The following is an 18,381-nucleotide window of genomic DNA, read 5'->3' as shown; positions in this document are numbered from 1 at the left end:
GACGTTCTTGCGCCAATAGCGTCGCCATATCTCCCCGTCGAGGATTCCGAAGATATCGTCGTTCCGGACCTCGACATCCCCGGGACAAAGAAGCCGGACAGTGAGCCTTCAATCGACGTTTCGCTCGATGAAACAGGCAACGTCAACGTGCGTCCCGATTAACCGCTTCGCTCTTTCGCGTCGACGTCACATTGATGGCGTCCACGAAAGGGCAATGGAGAGTTCATGATGAAACCGCTGAGACTTATCGCAAGCACCGCCTTGTGCGCCGCCTGTCTCTGTGCCGTGTGGCCGGCTGCTGCACAGGAGGTCGCGAGTGTTGTCAATTCCGCCGCCGTCGCGCGTCCAGGCGGGCTCGCAGTGACACAGAATCTGCAGGTTTATGGAACGAAGCCACCGCCGCCCAAGCCAGGCGGAAAAGTGACGCCGCCCGACAAGCCGCCTGTCGTTTCCGTCATTTCACCCGGCATGCCGGATAAGGACAAGGACGATAGCGAAAAGGGTCATGGTCAACGCAACGGCCAGAATCTGCGGCAGTTCAGCCGCGCTGACGGTACATTCGTTCGTCAGTAATGACGCGCATACAGGAGCCTCATCATGAAAAAGCTCATGACGATTGCAGTACTCGTCTGCGCGATATGTCTGGCCGGCACGCCTCGCCTGACAAGTGCGCAAACGACCACGGCGAAAGTGCTCGTTCTTTACGATGCACCCGCCAACGATCTCTATTCAAATCTCGGCCTCGCTTATGCGATCATGCTTCGCAACCTGATCGGCCACTTCAATGCAACGGTCGATCTGAAGCCCGTCAACAACTACACGGCGGGCACGCTCGCGCCCTACTCCGCTGTCTTCTATATCGGCAGCTACTACGGCAATAGCACGCCCGCCGCGTTCCTCTCCGACGTATCGGCGAGTACCAAGACCGTCGTCTGGTTCAAGTACAACATCTGGAACCTCGCATGGGACCAGACGTATAACTTCACGGGGAAAACGGGCATGACGTTCTCGGGTCTGCGTGGTCTTAGCACGACGCCGTCATCGAGTAATCCGACGCCCGATTTCTTCGACACGGTCAGCTACAAGAACGTCAATATGGTGAAGTACTATTCGTATGATTCCACGTCGGGCGTCATCAGCGCGGACCCGGATATCGGCGTCGTCGCAATCGCCGATCCGACAAAAGCAGCGACGCTCGTCACGATCAAGGATAGCCAGACCAGCGAGGTTGCGCCCTACGTCGTCAAGGCGGGCAATTTCTGGTATTTCGCCGACGTACCTTTTTCGTTCATCGGGCCGCGTGACCGCTACCTCGTCATCTGCGACATGCTGCACGACATTCTGCAAAGTGGTGCGGCCATCAACCATCGGGCACTGGTCAGGCTGGAAGACGTCAGCGCGGTTACGACGGTCAGTTCAATGAAATCGCTGACCGACTACCTGTTCTCGAAGCGAGTACCTTTCTCGATTGCGACCATTCCACTCTATAAAGATCCGCTTGGCGTGTATAACGGTGGTGTCCCGCAGACCATTCATCTTGCGCAGGCCACGGGCCTCAAGCAGGCGCTGAACTATGCGCTGACGCGAGGCGGCAAGATCCTGATGCACGGGTACACGCACCAGTACAACTCGGTTCCCGATACTGAAAATGCCGTCAGTGCAAACGATTACGAGTTCTGGTACAAGCCTCAGGAACGGCCCGTGGATGAAGACTCGACACAATGGGCCTCAGGCCGTCTTTCGGCGGGGCTGCTGGAGCTTTCGCAAAACGGCTATACGCCGTTTGCGTGGGAAACGCCTCATTATCAGTCGTCGCCACTTTCGATCAAGGCCGTGCCGCCGCTCTTCAAGAAGACGTATCAGCGTGTCGTGTACTACACGTCCGATACGCCCCAGCTCAATTCGAATGTGCCAAACAAGGACTTCGAGGTCGGCCAGTTCTTTCCTTACATCATCAAGAGCGACTACTACGGGCAACTCGTACTGCCGGAGAACCTTGGAAACGTCGAGTACAACATCTGTTCGATCGATCCGTTTTCATGTCTGACATACACGAAGCAGGACATTCTGACGAATGCCCAATATGCGCTCACCATACGTGACGGATTCGCGTCGTTCTTCTTTCATCCGTTCTGGCTCGAACCCGATCTAGGCCAACCCGGACTAGCGGATTTCAAGTCGATCATCACGGGAATCACAGGGCTTGGCTTTACGTTCGTCGATGCCAGTACCGCGCAGTAGCGGCGCGGCGAGTCTCTGCAAATGCGCGCCTGTCTTTATGATGGCGCGCATTGCGTTGAGTCGGCTACAAGCCTTTGGCTAAAAGCCTTTATGCGCTGACGCCTCGGGCGCGAGCAACCGGATAGTGCTGTCCGAGACGTAGTGCGGGCCATCGAACAGATACACCGAATAGCCTTTATAGGCGAGCAGTTGAGGACGGATTTCGTCGGCCGTGGCGGGACGGAAAGTCTCGCCGCCAGCCGGACGAAACGCTTCGGCTATCACACGTATGCGCTGCTTGCCGAAACGTTCCGACAGTACATCCAGATATTGACGCGCGATGCGCGGCTCGCGGGCATAGACACCGCAACCGTCCTGAAAGAAGACACCAACGTCGGGGGGCAGCCAGGTTTGCATCCAGTCCGCGAGCGGAACAGGCCCGATGTTGGACTGATCGTAGACCGTGATCCACAGTGGTCGCGGCAGATCGGCAAGTCGTGCTGCGAATGCCGATACGTCCTTCCACGTCGGGTCGACCTCGACGGGAAAGTAGTAACCCGTCACATGCAGCGGGACAGGGACTCGCGCGATGTCGAGCGACTGGGTGACGAGCTTTGCGACGTTCGCGCGCGCTTTGGGTTCGGACGGGTACGTAGCCAGTCCGAGTATGACGTTTCTGGCCCACGGTTGCTGGCCGATTCGCTGCCAGTCGACATGGTACGGTGCCGTCGGCAACGCGCTGCCGTCGATGAGCGACATGTTATCGAATGCCGTCCACTGGACGAGGAGGTTCTGGCCGCCCAGCACGTCCCAATGCCCCGTTGGGTATGCCGTCTGTTCGTCCGGCTGCCAGACGGTGCCATCGACGTGGACGTCCTGTGCCATCGTCGAGCAGCCCGCGATCATTGGCACGAGCGCTGACATGAACGCCAGCACGCGGAGATGGGAGATCGCTTTAACTGCGCCGCCACGTCGTAATGTCCCTGTTGCCGTCTTGGTCATGTCAGCTCACGGTTGGCGCTATGCAGCGGTTTGCGCCGTGACTATTGCCTGAAGATTTGCAACGCCAGCATTGCTAATGCTAGTTCGTGTGAGTGGTCCATTCAACTGGCTTTGTTAGCCTCTCCTCATGCCCCGTTATCGCCTTCGAGCTTCATCAGCCGCGCGAGCACAGGCCAGCGCACGAGCGCGTCCTCGTACGCGCCGCGTGCCTGCTCGTCGACGTAGCGTGCGGGGTCGACCTCGGGAACATGGCGCACGAGGCCGTCGATGTCATGTCCGGGCTCGTACCCGTTTTCCGCGTGTCCTTTCATCGTGCATCCACCCATACGCCGTCCGGCGTCCTGACCATGTAGCCGGCGGCCGTCGTCATCGTCACTGTGCCCTCGTTCTCACCGATCATCTGCGTCTGCGGCAGATTCGCCGCATATTGCGAGAGCGCGACGCCGGGCTTGAAAGGACTGTTCGATACGAGGTTCGACAACAACTGCGCGATCGCGAGGAAGCTCGTCGGATGATCGATCACGGTGGCCGGACCGTGATTTCCATCGAAGCCCACCAGCCGCACGCCGACCGGCCCGTGGACGATGCGCGGCGTCGGAATCTCGCGCAGACCCGCCACCTGGTTGCTGTCACCGCGCAACGCGGCACCATGCTCCGGCACGAACACGATCACCGCGCGCCGGCCTGATGACGCAATCAGGTCTGCAAAGCGGTCAAAGTCGTTCATCAGCCTGTTCACGCGCTGCGGATAGGACTCGAGGCTCGACAAGCTGCTGTCGGGCAACTGGTTGCCGTCGTGCAGGCTGATCGTGTTGTAGTACAGCGCGACCGGGCCGGCAATTTGCGCGCGTTGCGCGTACCACTTTGCGAGCGTGCCGTAGTCGTCGCGAATCGCGGAGCCGTCGAACGCATGCATTGCGACGGGCACGTCCGTGTTCGAGATCATCGGGGCGTTGGGCACGCCGATGTTGTCGTGAATGATCTGCAGGAAATTGTCGAATTGCCCGTCGTGGTTGAGCAGCGTCTGCGCCGTGTAGCCTGCCGCGGCGAGTTGCCCGAACAGATGGCACTGCGGCGGCGCGTCCTTGTACAGATCCGCATGCGACTCCTGTCCGCAGGTTGCGCGCAGCACGCGAATCGCCGCCGGGCCACTGTAGCTTGCAGCCGTGCTGAAGTTCGTAAACAGATAATCGAAGTGACTCAGCATCGGATGATTGCGCGCCTTCGCCGCGTCGAGATCATCCCAGGAAAGCGAGCAGATATGCAGCACGATCACGTCGAACTGGCGCGAGGGGTCTTCACCGGGTTTGCCGAAATTCACCTGTCTCTGTGATTCCGCCTTCCTGAAAGCCGCAAGCGCCGCGTCGCGATCGACGGGCTGCGCCACTGTCTGACCCGCAGCCACTGCTGCCGTGGATGTCTGCGAAGTGCGTACGAGCAGCGCCGCGCCTGCCTGCCAGACGGGAATTGCGACAAGCGCCACGAACACGAACGTCGCGACGCGCAACCAGCGATTGACGAGCAGGTAGCCGAGCACCGCGCCGACGATCGCGAGCAGCAGCATCGGCGGCAGAAAGCGTCCTGCCAGTTCAAGCCAGTAGCCGCCGCTGAACGTAGTGAGGTTACCGAATTCCTCGACAACGCGCGAAAAGGGCGGGACGTTCGCCTCCCGATACATCAGCGGCAGTCCGATTGCGAGCCCGATCAGATTGCGCACGACGCGCAGCCAGCGGCGCCGGAACATCGACGTCGCGGCAAGCACAGCCGCGAATACGATATTGGCGAGCCACAGCGGCGTCAGATGGCCGGACTCAAACAAATAAAGCTTCGCGATGAAATACAGGTTCCACAAAGTCATGATCGAGGTCAGAGAGTCGACGAGGGTTGCGGGCGCTGCCCATCAGTATCGTGTGCGATCGAGTGCAAGCAGTGATTGCACGGCGCGCCGCCCGCTCGCCAGCACGCGCGAATAGCCTTCCACGCCCATCAGCAACACTTCCTTCAGGCCGCGCAATGGCGCGTCATTGTTGTCCGTGCCGTTCCATCCGAGCCAGGCATCGGCGCGGCCGAACGTGCACTGCACGAGCTGCCGTTCCTGCTCGAGCGTGAGCGCGTCGAACTGCGCGCCGAGCTGCCGGCCAGCGTAGCGGCACGCGCGAACCGGGAAGTGGAACAGACGGTCGCCGCGGCTGACGCAGACGTCGAGCGTGTCGCCCGCCCGGATCGCGAGCCCCGGCTCGACATCGAATCCGAAGCCACCCGTCGAGTAGTCGGTCGTCGTGCAGCTGACGGTGGTGCCATCGGGGAGAATGAGGGTGGCAGGTATGCGCATCGCGATACGGTGCGTCACGCGTACCTGCTTCACCTCGCGCGCGACGCCAAGCGCAGCGCCTAGCATCACGAGGTTATAGAGTGTCCAGGCCATGTTCATGACGATCGTGGGACCTTCCGCGCCCTGCTCCAACGCGAGGCGCGACGCGCCAACTATCAATGCGCACGCGTTGAGCGCAAGCAGCAGGAGATAGGGCCGCGATATGGTCCAGTCGAAGAATCCCTCGGCGATCCGGCCACCCTTACTGGTCACGTTGAACTTGCCGTGCCGGGGGCTGAAGAACGCGACAGTCGTCGGCAGCGCGATGTACCACGCAAGCACGGACTCGTACACTTCGGCCCAGAACGAGTGCCGGTAGCGACCTTGCATCCGGGAGTTCGCGATATTCGCAAGCACGATATACGGCAACACGTAGCTCGCGATTCGCGTGGCGGCAGCATTGATGAAGTACATCTGAAAGAACAGGTACGCCATCGGCATGGTCAGGAAAATCAGACGCGGGATGCCGTAGAAGAAATGCAGCATCGCGTTGCTGTAGCAGAGCCGCTGAAAGAAGCTGAGTCCGCGCCCAAGGAAAGGGTTGTCGATGCGAAATATTTGCGCCATGCCGCGTGCCCAGCGTGTGCGCTGTGCGATGTGACTGGCGAGCGTTTCGGTTGCGAGCCCCCCTGCCTGCACGGTGGGCAGGTACGCGCTCGTGTAGCCGCGCCGATGCAGCTTGAGCGCGGTGTGTGCGTCCTCGGTCACGGTCTCGACGGCAATGCCGCCAATTTCATCGAGTGCGCTGCGCCGGAGCACCGCGCAAGAGCCGCAAAAGAACGCGGCATTCCACAGGTCGTTGCCGGCCTGAACGAGCCCGTAGAACAGATTGCCTTCGTTGGGCACGCGGCGGAACGTCCCGAGGTTGCGCTCGAACGGGTCCGGAGAGAAAAAATGATGCGGTGTCTGCACGAGCGCACAACGCTTGTCGCGCAGAAACGTGCCCATCGTCATCTGCAGAAACGAGCGTGTCGGCACGTGATCGCAGTCGAAGATCGCGACGTACTCGCCCTGTGTACGTGCAAGTGCGCGGTTGATATTGCCCGCCTTCGCGTGCCGGTTGTCATCTCGCGTCAGATAGCCGATCCCCGCTTCGCGCGCAAAGGCTGCGAATTCAGGGCGATTGCCATCATCGAGCAGATACACGCGCAGACGATCGGCGGGCCAGTCGATGCCTTGTGCAGCGAACACCGTCGGCTTCACGACGGCAAGCGGCTCGTTGTAGGTCGGTATGAAGATGTCGACGCTCGGCCAGTCGCGCGGATCGGCTGGCAATGCCTCGACCTTGCGCTCGAGCGGCCACGCAGTCTGCAGCAGGCCGAGCACGAGGATCAACCACGTGTAGGCTTCCGCGCCGAACAGCATATAGCCGGCGACGGCTTCACCGGGTGACGCGAACACGAGCGTCTCGGTGGCGCGCCACCACGCATAGCGCGTCATCGCGAACAGCACAAGAAGCGCAAGGACCAGCAGCGGCGCGCGTCCGGGCACACGGCGCAAGACGAGCGCGACGAGCACGGTGACGGAGAAAAACTCGAACTGGCCACTGGGCGTCAGCGGCGACGTGCCGACAAGCAGCCAGATCGCCGTGCCAATTGTCGCGAAGACGGGCAGGAGCCAACGCACCTTTCCGACTGCGCCCACGCCGCGTTCGACGCGTTCGCCCCAGCGCACCCACGGCAAATCTGGCAGACGCGCCAGCAACGCTCGCCAGCAGGCCGCGAGCCAGAGATAGGGCGGCACGATCCACGTGTCGATCCATTCGAACGACAGCGTGCGCCGCGGTCGGACGAACGCGCGCCACAACCATTCACGCGCACTGCGGATATCGAGCACGCCCCAACGCGCGGCGAGCGCAATGAGCGCTGCACGCGCAGCATCGCGCACGCGATCGGGCCGCCCCGCTGCTGGCGGATGGAAAAAGAGGCGCACGCACCAGTCGAGCGCCGTTCGCTCGGCGGGCAGACCGAGCCCGCGTGCGAGCCAGTCCAGCACGCGCGTGCGCCAGCCGACGTCGACGGCATCGGCAGACTGGCTGTTGTCGTCCATGTGTGACGTGCTCATCGGTCTTTGCCCTTGTCGGCACGTTCGCCGAGCCACGCGTCGAGCCAGTTCGCGAGACCCTGGAAGTCGTGTGCAGTCTGCGAGTACGGTGCGTCGTCGAAGAGCCAGCTGCCACGCGCGAACGACTCCGGCAGCGCGGCATCGAAATGCACGCGCTGATCGACGAGGAGATCCGGGCCGAGCGCGGCACGGAGCATCGCCAGCACATCGCGCTGCATGTCGCGCGCAGGGTTCAGCCGGTTCACGACCACTTTGAACCGCGCACTTGCGGCCTGCAGATGGGGCAGATTCGAAACCAGCGTCGCACAGGCAACCGGTTCGGGCGGCGTGACACATAACACGAGATCGGCAGCGCGAATCGCCTGGTCTGCCTGAAGCGACGGATAGCGTGGCGTATCGATCAGCACGGCTGCGTCATCGTCCAGATCGAGCATCGCGAGCGCGCGTGCAAGCCACTGCGGCGTCTGTGCAAGCCGCGTCTCGCATCGCGTGTTTTCGGCGAGCGGTCGCCGGCCGTAGGGAACGAACAGCACGCCCTCTTCGTTGCGCCACGTCCATTCCTGCCACGGGTCCACGCCGTCTGCCGCTTCGACTGTGATCGCATCGCCGATGCCCGGCCCATCCACCGAATCGAGGCCGAGATACGCACCCAGAACGTTCTGCGGATCGAAATCGAGCGCGACGATCGGACGGCCGCGGCGCGCGAGCAACACGGCAAGCGCAGCGCTCAACGTGGTACGCCCCGTCCCGCCCGCCGTCGATACCACCGCGATGGTCTTCATCGGCCGGCCTCATCACGTCGTGCAACTTCGCGCACGAGTTGCGCGCTCAGTGCGACGGGCTCGAGCGTACACGGCACGGCCTCGCGGGGATCGAAGCGCTTCACGCCATCGAGACCGCGCCGGGTGCCGAAGCGTTGCCAGAGCATCCAGACGGGAACGGCAACGACCATGCCCGTCACCAGACAGATAAGCAGAAACGGCATCACGCTTTCTCCCGGATGAGCACAGGCATCGCCGCGCGAACGGCGCGGCGTGGGCGCGGTGTGACGAGCGCCCTGTCGCCGGATCGCGACGTCGCTGAAGCCGAGGTCTGCGCACTCATATTCGCCGTGCCCGGCTGATCGGCTGTCGTGTGGCTTTCCTCATCCGCTCGCGGCGGCCTGTCGACTTCTTCGGCTGTCGACGATGACGGGGCAGAACGAGGCACCGTGAGATACAGGTCGCTGTAGTCCGCAAACCGCGTGCGACGGTTCGCTGCTTCGAGATCGCGCAGCTCTGCGTCGATCGCGTCCTCGGTGAAGCGCTCCACGCGTTCCGCGAGCTGGTCCACGGGCACATCGAAGACGTTCGCGAGTGCGCGATCGACGTCGGCTGGCCGGCACGCGAACAGAAACAGATAGAGATGACTGGCGTCGAGCGTCAGCACGTCACCGGAGCGCCGGGGCATGCAGTGGCGCAGCGCCTCGCGATGAGCCTGGCCGGGCGCGAGCCTGAGCTTCACGAGGACATGCGGCAACTTGAGCGGCGCGCCGCGCGCGACGGTCGTGCGAAGCCGCTCGCAGAATTCGCCAACGGGCAGATAGCCCGACCCCGAGTCGCTCAGGGCGGCAGCCAGCGCGGCGCGGTAGTCGATGGCAACAGGGCGCGTATGCAGCTGCCCCTGAAGCGAGTGCAGCAACGACTGGATACGCGAGAACGGCAGCTCGCGACCTAGCACCAGATTCGCGCCCAGATTCAGGACGAGCAATTCGTACTGGTGCCGCAAGACCTCGCCTCGCTCCACCACCGCGATCTTGAGCGCACGTCCGCATCGACGGCGCAACGCATGAACCGTCGAGCAGAGAGGCTCGAGATCTGCGCTGCCTCGATAGTCCAGCAAGACGGTCGCAGCCTGGGCGCCGCTGCATGCGGCGAGGAGCGACATCTGATCTTCCACGATCTCCCAATGCGGCGGCAGCCAGCGCTCTTCACTCTGCACCGCGGCGCGCGTCACCACGACGCGCGCGTCGTCACGGGCGAGCAACACGTCGCCGTCGACTTCCCATGCATCCGCCGTCACGGGAGCCACAGTTAGCCGTCCCGCCTCGGAAAAGCGCAACCCGAGACGCTCGCCCGTCACCAATGTTTCTCCACTGCGCCAGAAATCCCCGTGCCATAGCAGCTCGCCATGCGTGTGTTGCACTCGTGCGACTCCCGCGCATGCGGCATGGAATTCGGGACGCCCGGCGAGCGCCGCCAACCCGTCCGACGCATCGTCCATTCCGTCCGTCTGCGACAGGCCGTGAGATGTGGCGTCGCTCGGCCGGGACGCAGCTTGCGCGGCTTCGGCGTCCAGCAGCAGCACCATCGCGACACGTCGTGCCGCGCACCAGCCGGCGAGCGCGCGGCCTTCGCGCGCGAGGGCCACGGGATCGCGCCAGCTGAACCAGCGCTCGCCTCCCTCGATGATGTAAAGCGCCCGCCGGCGCACGCCGAACCGGCGAAGCGCTTGCAGCGCGCCAATCAGACGCGCGAATGCGACAGGGCGCGCGCCGTGTTCGGCGTGCGCCGCCTCGGGAGGCATCGCGAGGACGTTCAGGCCACGGGGCCAGCCACGCGCCGGGCGATTGTCGTCGAAGCCGAGCTCGCGCAGCCGCGCAGTGACGGCGTCCCGTTCTCGCGCGAGCACCACGGTCACGTGACGCGATTGCGCGGCCCGCACGCTCGCCCAGATCAGCGCGTCCGCGGCCGGCGTGCGTCCCGTCGCGTACACCGCGTAGAGCTTGCCGTTCTCGATCCACGCCCAGTCGTCGGGCAGGCCGTCGACTCCGAGCCGGCCAGTCCTCGCAGAGGGTGGGCGCATCATGCTCTTTGCGGCGGCCAGCCAGCGACGCAGCGGTAGAGCGCCCGTCGTCGCGAGGGAGGAGGAAGCGGTGTCCATGAAAGTGTCCGTTCGTTGATCGATGCGCCGTTCAAAAGCTCGAATACAGGCGAACCGGTGTCGGCGACAGGCTGCGGTCCTTTTTGCGTGCATCGAAGGAATAGCGCACGTACACCATGCCTGCGCTCGGCGCGTAGTCATGCGCGTGATCGATCTCGACGCGCACACCCGCTACCAGATGTGCGTTGACGCGATATTGCGCAATGGCCGAAATCCCATACGAAAAGCTCACGCCCTGCGTCGAGCTGCCCCCGTAGACCAGGTTGCTGCCGGAAGCAAGCGGAGGAAAGCCGGGTCCGTAGAACGACGGCAATCCGTTCGGGTAATAGGGCGAGTCCTTTTCGTAGGCGTTCGACAATCCGACGGTCGCCGTGATGTCCCAGGTGAGCGCATCGTGCCGCCCTTCCCATTCGAGCGGCACGCCGAGCGACAGGTAGCGCTGCGGACTGTAGTAGCCGCCCTGTCCGTAGCTGTAGAAACGCAGATTGTCGGTGTAGTGCCAGGCGTTGCCGATGAGGCCGGTGTTGACGCGCATGGTCGCGCGCTGCCAGACGGGCGTGATGAAACCCGTGCGCAGCGTGACCTCCTGGTTCGACGCAACGTTGCGCCCGGTCAGCTCGGCGACGCCCAGGTCGGCGAACACGCTCACGCGGCCGACGTCGACAGCCGAATGCAGATCGATGCCGTCACGCCGCACGCCGCCCCAGACGGCGCCCGTCACCGGGTCGTGCATGCCGGCGTAGGCCAGCACGCTGCCCGTCTGCGGGCGCCGGGACACACTCGCGCTGAAGCTCGCCGGACCGGCATCGAAGCGGTAGCGTATGCCACCCACCAGGTAGTGCACAGGAAAGCCGAGCGGAGTCGTGCCGATGTCGACACGCCACGCATCCGATACATAGCCCGTACCCAGTGCCACGCCCGTCGCTCGCTGGCTTGCATAGCGCTGCACGTTCGCGTTGACCGCGTCGGCGAGCGCCGGGTTGTTCGCCCTCCATTGGGCGAGTTGCGCCAGGTCCGCATTGTCGACCCTCGCAAACGTGCCGAACGTATCGCGCGTGAAGGTGTTGGGGCCGCCGATATCGTTGGGCCAGTCGCCCAACGACAGCTTGCCGGCATCGAGTGTCACGGTATCGATATGCGCGAAGAAGTGTCCGTCATAGCGATACGGGATCTGCACGTACACGGGCGCCTGCCACGCGTGAAACTCGGAGATGCCCGCGTCGCCCGACTTGTACGCGGGCAGCACGCCGGCTTCGATCATCGGATCGCGGCGCTGCTGCAGCCCGGCTAGCGCGGCCTGCGCGGGCGTGCCGTCGGCAGCGTCAGAAGTCACGCCCGCCAGCTTCTCTTCACGCGCCGACATCCGGTACAACGATTCGGCTTCCTGATAATGACCGAGATCCTGTGCAATGCGGCCCGCCTGCACCGTGACGTCCGCTCGCCCCGGATAAGCGACACGCAAGGCGTCCGTGATCTGTCCGGCTTCCGTGTACTGGCCCAGCACGGACAGCCGGCGGGCTGCCGAAATGCGCGTGTCGACATCGTCCTCGGGAGCCGCATCGACGACGCGCCGCACGACGGCAAGGGCAGCGCGCCGTTCGCCGTCTTCCGCCTCGATGCGCGCAAGCGCAAGCTGTGCGTCCGCGTTATTGGGCGTAGCGGCGAGCAATGGCGCGAGCGCCGCGCGAGCCGCGTCGTAGTGCCCCTGCGCACGTTGCACATCGGCGACCTCGAGCGCATAGCGCGGATCGCGCTGGCCCGCGGCGCTGACGCGAGCGAGCAAGCGCTGCGCGCGCGCGTAGTCGTCGCTGTCCAGTGCATCGTCGATCTCGCGCAACGCAAGACGCAGCGCCTGATCTTCGAGCCGCGAGCGCTCGCTTTCGTCGAGTCCGTCTATCGCTCGAATCTGCGCGAGCCAGCTATCAAGCTCGGCGTCGCGGCGCGCGTGCCCGAGCAGGTCGCCGTATCGCAGGCGCACGCCCGCATCCGCGCGCGCGGGGTTCGCGCGAATCCAGTCCCGCAGCAAGGCAAGACCGCGATCCGCGTCGCCCGCATCGATCAACATCGTGCCGACGCCCGCCAACATATCGGGGTCGTCGGCTGATAGCGTTTCGGCATGTTCGAGCATGCGCGTCGCGCCAGCCCGGTCGCCGGATGCGAACGCGGCACGCGCGCCTGTCAGCGTCAGTTGCGCATCGAGCGTGCGCGCGAGCGCGCGCATGCTCTCGCTGCGCCCGGCGTCGTCGACGCGCGCGAGTGCCTGCTTCGCTCCCGCCACATCGTCGATGGAATTCAGATAGAGCGCGCTCGCATAGAACATCTCCGGCGACGCGGACTGCTTCATGCCATCGTTCATCACGTCGCGCCCGAGTTGCGGCAACCCGATGTCGCGATAGAGCCGCGCGAGCGCAAAGCGCGTCCATGGCGCATCGGGTGAGAGCCGCAGCGAAGCCTCGTAACGCTGCGCGGCGGGACCCAGCTTGCCCTGCGCGGCCTCGCGCGAAGCCTCGTCCGCGAGCACGCCGCCGCGCATCGCATCGAGGCTGCGCCTGTCTGCCGGGTCGCTGAAGCGGCTGCGCAGCGCCTCGATCAGCGGTCCGAACTGCTCGCCGCGGCCCGTCTGATCGAGCAGCGTCTGCATGCTGCGCACAGCGCCGAGACCAGGCGCGCGCGCCGACAAGAGGCTGCGCAGCAACGGCTCCGCGCCCTGCCAGTCGTGCTGTGCAAGCAACGCATCGGCAAGCAGCAGTTTTGCATCGGGACTGTCCGGTTGCATCGCGAGAGCGGCGCGCGCGGCGTTCGCCGCGTCCTGCGCACGGCCCGCTGCCGCTGCTGCGCGGCCATCGGCGAGCGTGCCCCAGAATGCCGCCGTGCGCGCGAGACCTTCCCATTTGCCGCGATCGTCCGCGTCGAGCGCGGCTGCGCGCAGAAACAACACGCGTGCTTCGTCGCGCCGTCCCTCGCGCATCCGCGCGAGCCCGAGGCCGCCGACTGCGTTCGCGTCGTCGGCCCGCGCGTGGGCAGCCTGGGCGAGAAGCGGCTCCGCGCTGGCGAGATCGCCGCGTGCAAGCGCCTTGAGCCCGCGCTGCTGCGCGATATAGTCCGGGTCTCGTTCGAGCCGGCGCTGTGCGTCGAGCCGGGCATCGATCGCCGCCACGCGGTCCTGGAACTCCGCGTCATCGGGTACCAGCGCAAGCCAGGCGCGCAACGCATCGCGATAGGCCGGATCTGCACCCGCCGATTGCAGCACGTGACGCCAGACGTTCATGGCCGCGGCGTGATCGGCGTCTGGTCTCAACGCAAGCCGCCACGCGAGACGATTCGCCTCCGCGCGTGTGTCGCTGCTGCCGTTCAGCAGCCCGGCGAGAACGAGCATCGCATCGACGTCGTCAGGGTTCGCGGCAATGCGCTGGCGCAGCCCATCGACGGCGAGCACCCTGCCTTCCTTCGTGCCGGAGAGAATCTGGTAATACTCGACACCGAGCGGGCCAGGCGACGCGCCATGTGGAAACAGCGCGACGAGCCTTCGCGCGGCCTCGGCCGACTGGCCGCTTCGCGCAAGCAGACGGATCGTGGCGAACTCCTCACGGCCGCTCGTCGCGACGCGCAATTCGTCGGCGAGCGCTTCCGTCTGCGCGCTGCCAGGCGACTGCCGTCGCAGACGCGCGAGCGCGTCCTGCGCTTCGCGAGTGCGTCCGATCCTCAATTGAATGCGCGCCTGCTCGGCCAGCAGATCGGGCGCATCGGGCGCGATCAGCAGTGCCTTATCGATCGACTGCGAAGCCAGATCGTCGCGATGCTTGGTCGACCACATGCGCGCAGCCGCGAGCAGACGCTGGGCGTCGGCGGGCAATCGCTGCGCGACATCGCTTGCGAGCGCGGGCGGCATGGAGGCACCGGACGCGGGCCGCGCCCGCCCCGCGGGTGCAGCAGCAACCGACGCCTGCGCGGCGACGGACGCGAATCCCGTGAACACGACCAGGCTCGTGATAGCGGCGAGCGCACCCCTCGCGCGCGATCGGCGAAATGCGCAAGTGCGTGCTACGCGGCGCACGTTCAACGCGCACCTCCGTGGCATGCCGCGCTCCAGCGCACATCGAGCGTGCCGTCGGCAGCGAAGCGATAGCGGCCTTCGCGCCAGCCGAGTCCGAACAGCGTCAGCACACTCGAGTAGTAGCCGGGCGGCGTTTGGGCGTCGAGTGTGTCGATCCGCGCGACCTGCGCGTCGGCGAGCGGCGAGCGTCCAAGCGCATCGAGAAACGGCACCGACGCCGCGGAAAACCCCGCATTGCCCATGTTCTGGCCGGGCTTGCCGCTCACGGCATCGATCGTTTCGGGCGGAGCACCATGAGCGGCAATAAAGTCCGCGTAGGGTTTGAAACGCTCGGCAAGCCGGTTCGACAGCGGGTCCCGCCCGTTCATGGTGCCTATCCACAAGTACACGCGAATCGCGTTGTACGCGCTGACGGCATGCGTCTCTGCGTCAGGCTGAAAGCCGTGTCCACGGCGGTACAGCGCCCAATCCGGCGCGTAGCCGAGAGGCGCCGTATCGAGCAGCACGCGCGAGCCGCTTTCGACGACGCGAGCCCAGCGCGCGTCGGAGGGCAAGCGCGTACCGATGCTCCGCAACACCTGCGGGGGCGAATAGGACGGGTTCACACGCCAGAGGTCCGGCTCCGGATGAAAGCCCACGGCTCCGGGCAGCAGCGTAAGGCCGAGACCAGGAATATTGGCGGTCTCGGCATCGAGTACATGCTTTGCGAGCAGCGCACCAAGCGCAAAGTAGCTGCGTTCGTCCCACAGCGCGCCCGCTTCGAGCAGGGCGTAGGCGATCCACAAGTCGGCATCGGATGCCGCGTTTGCATCGAGCACGGCGAATTCGCCATCCGGGCGACGCCCCCATAGCCATGCGGGCAGATGCGTCGCCAGATCGCCTTGGGCGAGATTGACTTCCGTCCAGCGCAGGATTTTGTCGAAGCTCGCGCGGTCGTTGGCGACCAGCGCGAAGAACAGCGCGTAGGCCTGTCCTTCGGAGACAGTGCGCTCATCGGCCGACCCTGCGTCGATCACACGGCCGTCTGCGGAAACGAATCGCTGAAGGAAACCCTGCCAACGCGGCCAGACCTGAGGCGCGCCGCATGATCGCGTCGCGACGGCTTGCGCTGGATTGTCCCGTCCCGCCGCGTCCGCGAGGACGACGGTCGCCGCATGCGCAATCGCGCAGCCGAGCAACGCGAGCGCGCCCGCAAGCGCCCGCAGATACGCCCCTCGCGCGCGGACTCGTGGTCTGCGCAAACACGCTGAACGCGCGCCTCGCGTGCGCTGTTGCTCTTCACGGCACATCGGCATCGCTCAGATTCCCCGCCGCCGCTCTGCGAGCGCCTGCAAACCTGCGAATGCGCCGATCGCCAGCAGAAGACCCGCAATCACGCCGAGAACGCCAAGCAGCAACGGATGCTGGATGGCATAGCGCCACAGCGGCGCGTACCACGGCAGTTCGCCAACCAGATAGGTCGGCCCGACCCGCATGCTTTCCACCGAATCCGCACGGATCAGCGCGACGTCGCCCTGCACCTTGCCCACGCGATCGGCCTTGTCGAATGCATCGAGCAGCGCAGGGAGATGTGCTTCGTCGGTCGCCGTCAATGCAACGACGCTTCGATGACGGCTGCCGGGCGCTTCGAATCCGATCAACGCAGCGAGCGCACCATCGCGGTCGAGGTGCGCGCCGCCCTTCGGCAACAGCGAACCATCACGCCAGTGCTCACGGACGGAGAAAGACGCCGGCTGGATGCCGCCCTTGGCCCCGTCGATCGCGAGCGGCAGGCTCGCGCGCCAACGTGCGAAGAGCGGCATCGAATCGCCCGTGCCGATCACGAGCAGATCCTTGTCGGGCACCGACGGGAGTTCCGACGGGCGCGTGATCTGCACGCGCAACGACGGCAGCCCCGTCCACTGCCCCATATGTCCGAGCACCGTCAACAGGGATTCGAGTTCTTCGCGCGACGGATGATCGGGGATCACGACGGCAGTCTGCGCAAGGTCTGCATACCGCGTGAACGGAAAACCACTGTTCGAGAAGTACGCGAGATTGGGCATCTCCGCATAGTGAATGAAGCGCGAAAAGTCGATTGTCGAGTCGGGGTCGATCGCGGCCTGTACGGGATTCGCCGCGACACCCTGGCACAGCCCCGTCTTCTGCGAGTCGAGACGGAAGCGCAGTTGCAGCTGGTTCGCACTGCCGACGCGAAAAGCAGGAATCTCCAGCGCGCTCGCCGCGCCTCCGCCTGCAGCCGGCAGCAGCGGCAATTGCAGATGGCCCTGGGCATCGTCGGCTTTCGCTGGCGCAAGCCGGTAGGACTTCACAAGCTGATCGTTGATGTCGATGGCGAGAGCGGAGTTGTTCTGCACCGTCGGCGCGGTGTAGCGATACTTGAGCTCGAGCGGCACGCCCGCTCCGCTCCACGAGAAAATGTCGGCGGGCACGCGCAGGTTGAGCCGGATCGCGTCCGGCGTGCTGCCCGTCACCTGTAGTTGCTGCGTGTTGTCGACGAGTTCGTGGAACGCCACCTTCCGGTCCACGGGCAGCCAGCGAGGCGCGTCATATGGCTTGCGCGGCGCGCCGATATCGACCTGTGAGACGCGCACGGCCGGCCCCGACATCGCGTTCTTGCCGAGAACGAGTGCGTAGGCAGCCTCATCGACTTCGCTCGCGTCGCGCCCCGTGACGACGAGCAGCTTCTGCGCGGGCGCGCTCGGGTTGTCCGCGACGATCAGCATCGGCCCGTCGACATCCGGCAGCGAGAGTGCGGCCGGCAACTGCGCGCGCGTGCCGATTACGACGGCGTGACTGTTGGCTGGCAACGCGTCGAGCGCCGGAAAGCGCGCGCCGCGATAGTCGGCGAGCGCGCCGAACCACGACGCGACGATCGCCGCGCTGCGCAGCGTCGCGTTGTCGGGCGACGGCGGCAGCACGAACGGCAGATCGAGCCGGCCGACGTCGCGCCGGTCGAAGAATGGTGCAGGCAGCAACGCCAGATCGTTGGGCAGACGGATCGGCGAAGTTTGCAGGATCACCTCGCTCGCGGGGCTTATCTGGGCCCACAGGGCAGAACTATCCGGGTCCTCGCAATGGTCGAGCGTGTAATGCGCGACGAGGTTGAGGCCGATCTGCGTGTAGTCGGTCAGAAAACGCGGATCGAGCGGAATATCCTGAGTCACCATCTGGCCCGCATGCTCGCGGTCGAACGGCACGGTCGCGAACGCCTCGCCGTTGAGCATCACCTTCATGTGCGAGATCGGAAAGACGAGCGCCGGCGAGTACGTGAACCGCAGACGCAGCCATGCTGCACTCACGGCATGATCGAGCCGCACGCCCAGATTCACAGTGCGCGTGTCGTCGAGACCATGCAGATTGAGCGGCTGCCAGGCCCCCAATGCAGCGAATGAAACATGCTGCGCAGAGGCAACCGATGAGGACGCGACGCGCGCGTCCGCGCCTCCCGGCACGCTGGCGGCAACATGCGTCGCCGACGTACGCACAGCAGAGTCAGCCGTAGTTTGTGCATGCGCCGGGAGACCGGCAAATACGAGGGACGCACCCGCAAGCGATGCGGCGAGACAAGCCGACACGAATGTTTTCATGAGCGCGTCGACTCGCTGGCAAGCATGCGCGCGACGCGCGGCACCGTCAGATGGTCATTCAGTAAAGCGAGCAAGGAGTCGGAGAGCGCCGGTTGCAATTCCGGCGAGGTCAATGGCGGCAGCACTTTGTGATAACTTCCGGCAATTAATTTATTGGT

11 protein-coding genes and 1 pseudogene are annotated in these 18,381 nt (G+C 64.8%); 2 read left to right on the top strand and 10 right to left on the bottom strand.

Features of this window, described 5'->3' with window-relative positions; translation table 11 throughout:
* Positions 1 to 225 precede the first annotated feature (225 nt).
* Both BMW76_RS06525 and BMW76_RS06520 read left to right on the top strand, forming a co-directional pair.
* Entirely contained in the window at positions 226 to 573 is a 348-nt protein-coding gene (locus BMW76_RS06525; protein WP_090864255.1) for a hypothetical protein, read from the top strand.
* Positions 574 to 597: 24 nt separating this feature from the next.
* Positions 598 to 2,241, top strand: coding sequence for a DUF2334 domain-containing protein (locus BMW76_RS06520; protein ID WP_090864253.1), 1,644 nt, complete (start codon positions 598 to 600; stop codon positions 2,239 to 2,241).
* Between the two features lie 78 nt (positions 2,242 to 2,319).
* On the opposite strand, the gene BMW76_RS06515 is transcribed toward BMW76_RS06520, so the two are convergent.
* The 10 genes and pseudogenes from BMW76_RS06515 to bcsB form a co-directional block, all read right to left on the bottom strand.
* Positions 2,320 to 3,222: an alpha-amylase family protein gene (locus BMW76_RS06515; RefSeq protein WP_245763129.1), complete on the bottom strand. Its 903-nt coding sequence runs from the start codon at positions 3,220 to 3,222 to the stop codon at positions 2,320 to 2,322.
* A gap of 125 nt (positions 3,223 to 3,347) precedes the next feature.
* Positions 3,348 to 3,533, bottom strand: a complete 186-nt coding sequence (locus BMW76_RS06510; RefSeq protein ID WP_245763128.1) for a hypothetical protein — start codon at positions 3,531 to 3,533, stop codon at positions 3,348 to 3,350.
* Positions 3,530 to 5,080, bottom strand: a complete 1,551-nt coding sequence (gene bcsG, locus BMW76_RS06505) for a cellulose biosynthesis protein BcsG (RefSeq protein ID WP_090864249.1) — start codon at positions 5,078 to 5,080, stop codon at positions 3,530 to 3,532. The genes BMW76_RS06510 and bcsG overlap by 4 nt, the downstream gene beginning before the upstream one ends.
* 42 nt (positions 5,081 to 5,122) lie before the next feature.
* A complete protein-coding gene (gene bcsA, locus BMW76_RS06500; protein WP_407668891.1) occupies positions 5,123 to 7,657 on the bottom strand; it encodes a UDP-forming cellulose synthase catalytic subunit in 2,535 nt (844 codons plus the stop codon).
* Positions 7,654 to 8,439: a cellulose biosynthesis protein BcsQ gene (gene bcsQ, locus BMW76_RS06495; RefSeq protein ID WP_090864245.1), complete on the bottom strand. Its 786-nt coding sequence runs from the start codon at positions 8,437 to 8,439 to the stop codon at positions 7,654 to 7,656. The genes bcsA and bcsQ overlap by 4 nt, the downstream gene beginning before the upstream one ends.
* A complete protein-coding gene (locus tag BMW76_RS06490) occupies positions 8,436 to 8,642 on the bottom strand; it encodes a hypothetical protein (protein ID WP_245763127.1) in 207 nt (68 codons plus the stop codon). The genes bcsQ and BMW76_RS06490 overlap by 4 nt, the downstream gene beginning before the upstream one ends.
* Positions 8,642 to 10,579 (bottom strand): cellulose biosynthesis protein BcsE, encoded by a 1,938-nt coding sequence (gene bcsE, locus BMW76_RS06485; protein WP_245763126.1) that lies wholly within the window; start codon positions 10,577 to 10,579, stop codon positions 8,642 to 8,644. The genes BMW76_RS06490 and bcsE overlap by 1 nt, the downstream gene beginning before the upstream one ends.
* Positions 10,580 to 10,610: 31 nt before the next feature.
* Positions 10,611 to 14,657 carry a cellulose synthase subunit BcsC-related outer membrane protein gene (locus BMW76_RS06480; RefSeq protein ID WP_090864241.1) on the bottom strand — a complete coding sequence of 1,349 codons (4,047 nt, stop codon included), beginning with the start codon at positions 14,655 to 14,657 and terminating at the stop codon, positions 10,611 to 10,613.
* The gene (bcsZ, locus tag BMW76_RS06475; protein WP_177200319.1) at positions 14,636 to 15,922 is read right to left on the bottom strand and encodes a cellulose synthase complex periplasmic endoglucanase BcsZ; all 1,287 of its coding nucleotides are present in this window, start codon (positions 15,920 to 15,922) and stop codon (positions 14,636 to 14,638) included. The genes BMW76_RS06480 and bcsZ overlap by 22 nt, the downstream gene beginning before the upstream one ends.
* 9 nt (positions 15,923 to 15,931) lie before the next feature.
* A pseudogene (gene bcsB / locus BMW76_RS06470) lies at positions 15,932 to 18,241 on the bottom strand (cellulose biosynthesis cyclic di-GMP-binding regulatory protein BcsB); the annotation flags it as partial.
* Between the last annotated feature and the right edge of the window lie 140 nt (positions 18,242 to 18,381).

The organism is Paraburkholderia diazotrophica, from assembly GCF_900108945.1.
Taxonomy (GTDB): Bacteria; Pseudomonadota; Gammaproteobacteria; order Burkholderiales; family Burkholderiaceae; genus Paraburkholderia; species Paraburkholderia diazotrophica.
Note: the sequence above shows the minus strand (reverse complement) of the source record. Positions and strands in the feature narration are given on the sequence as shown.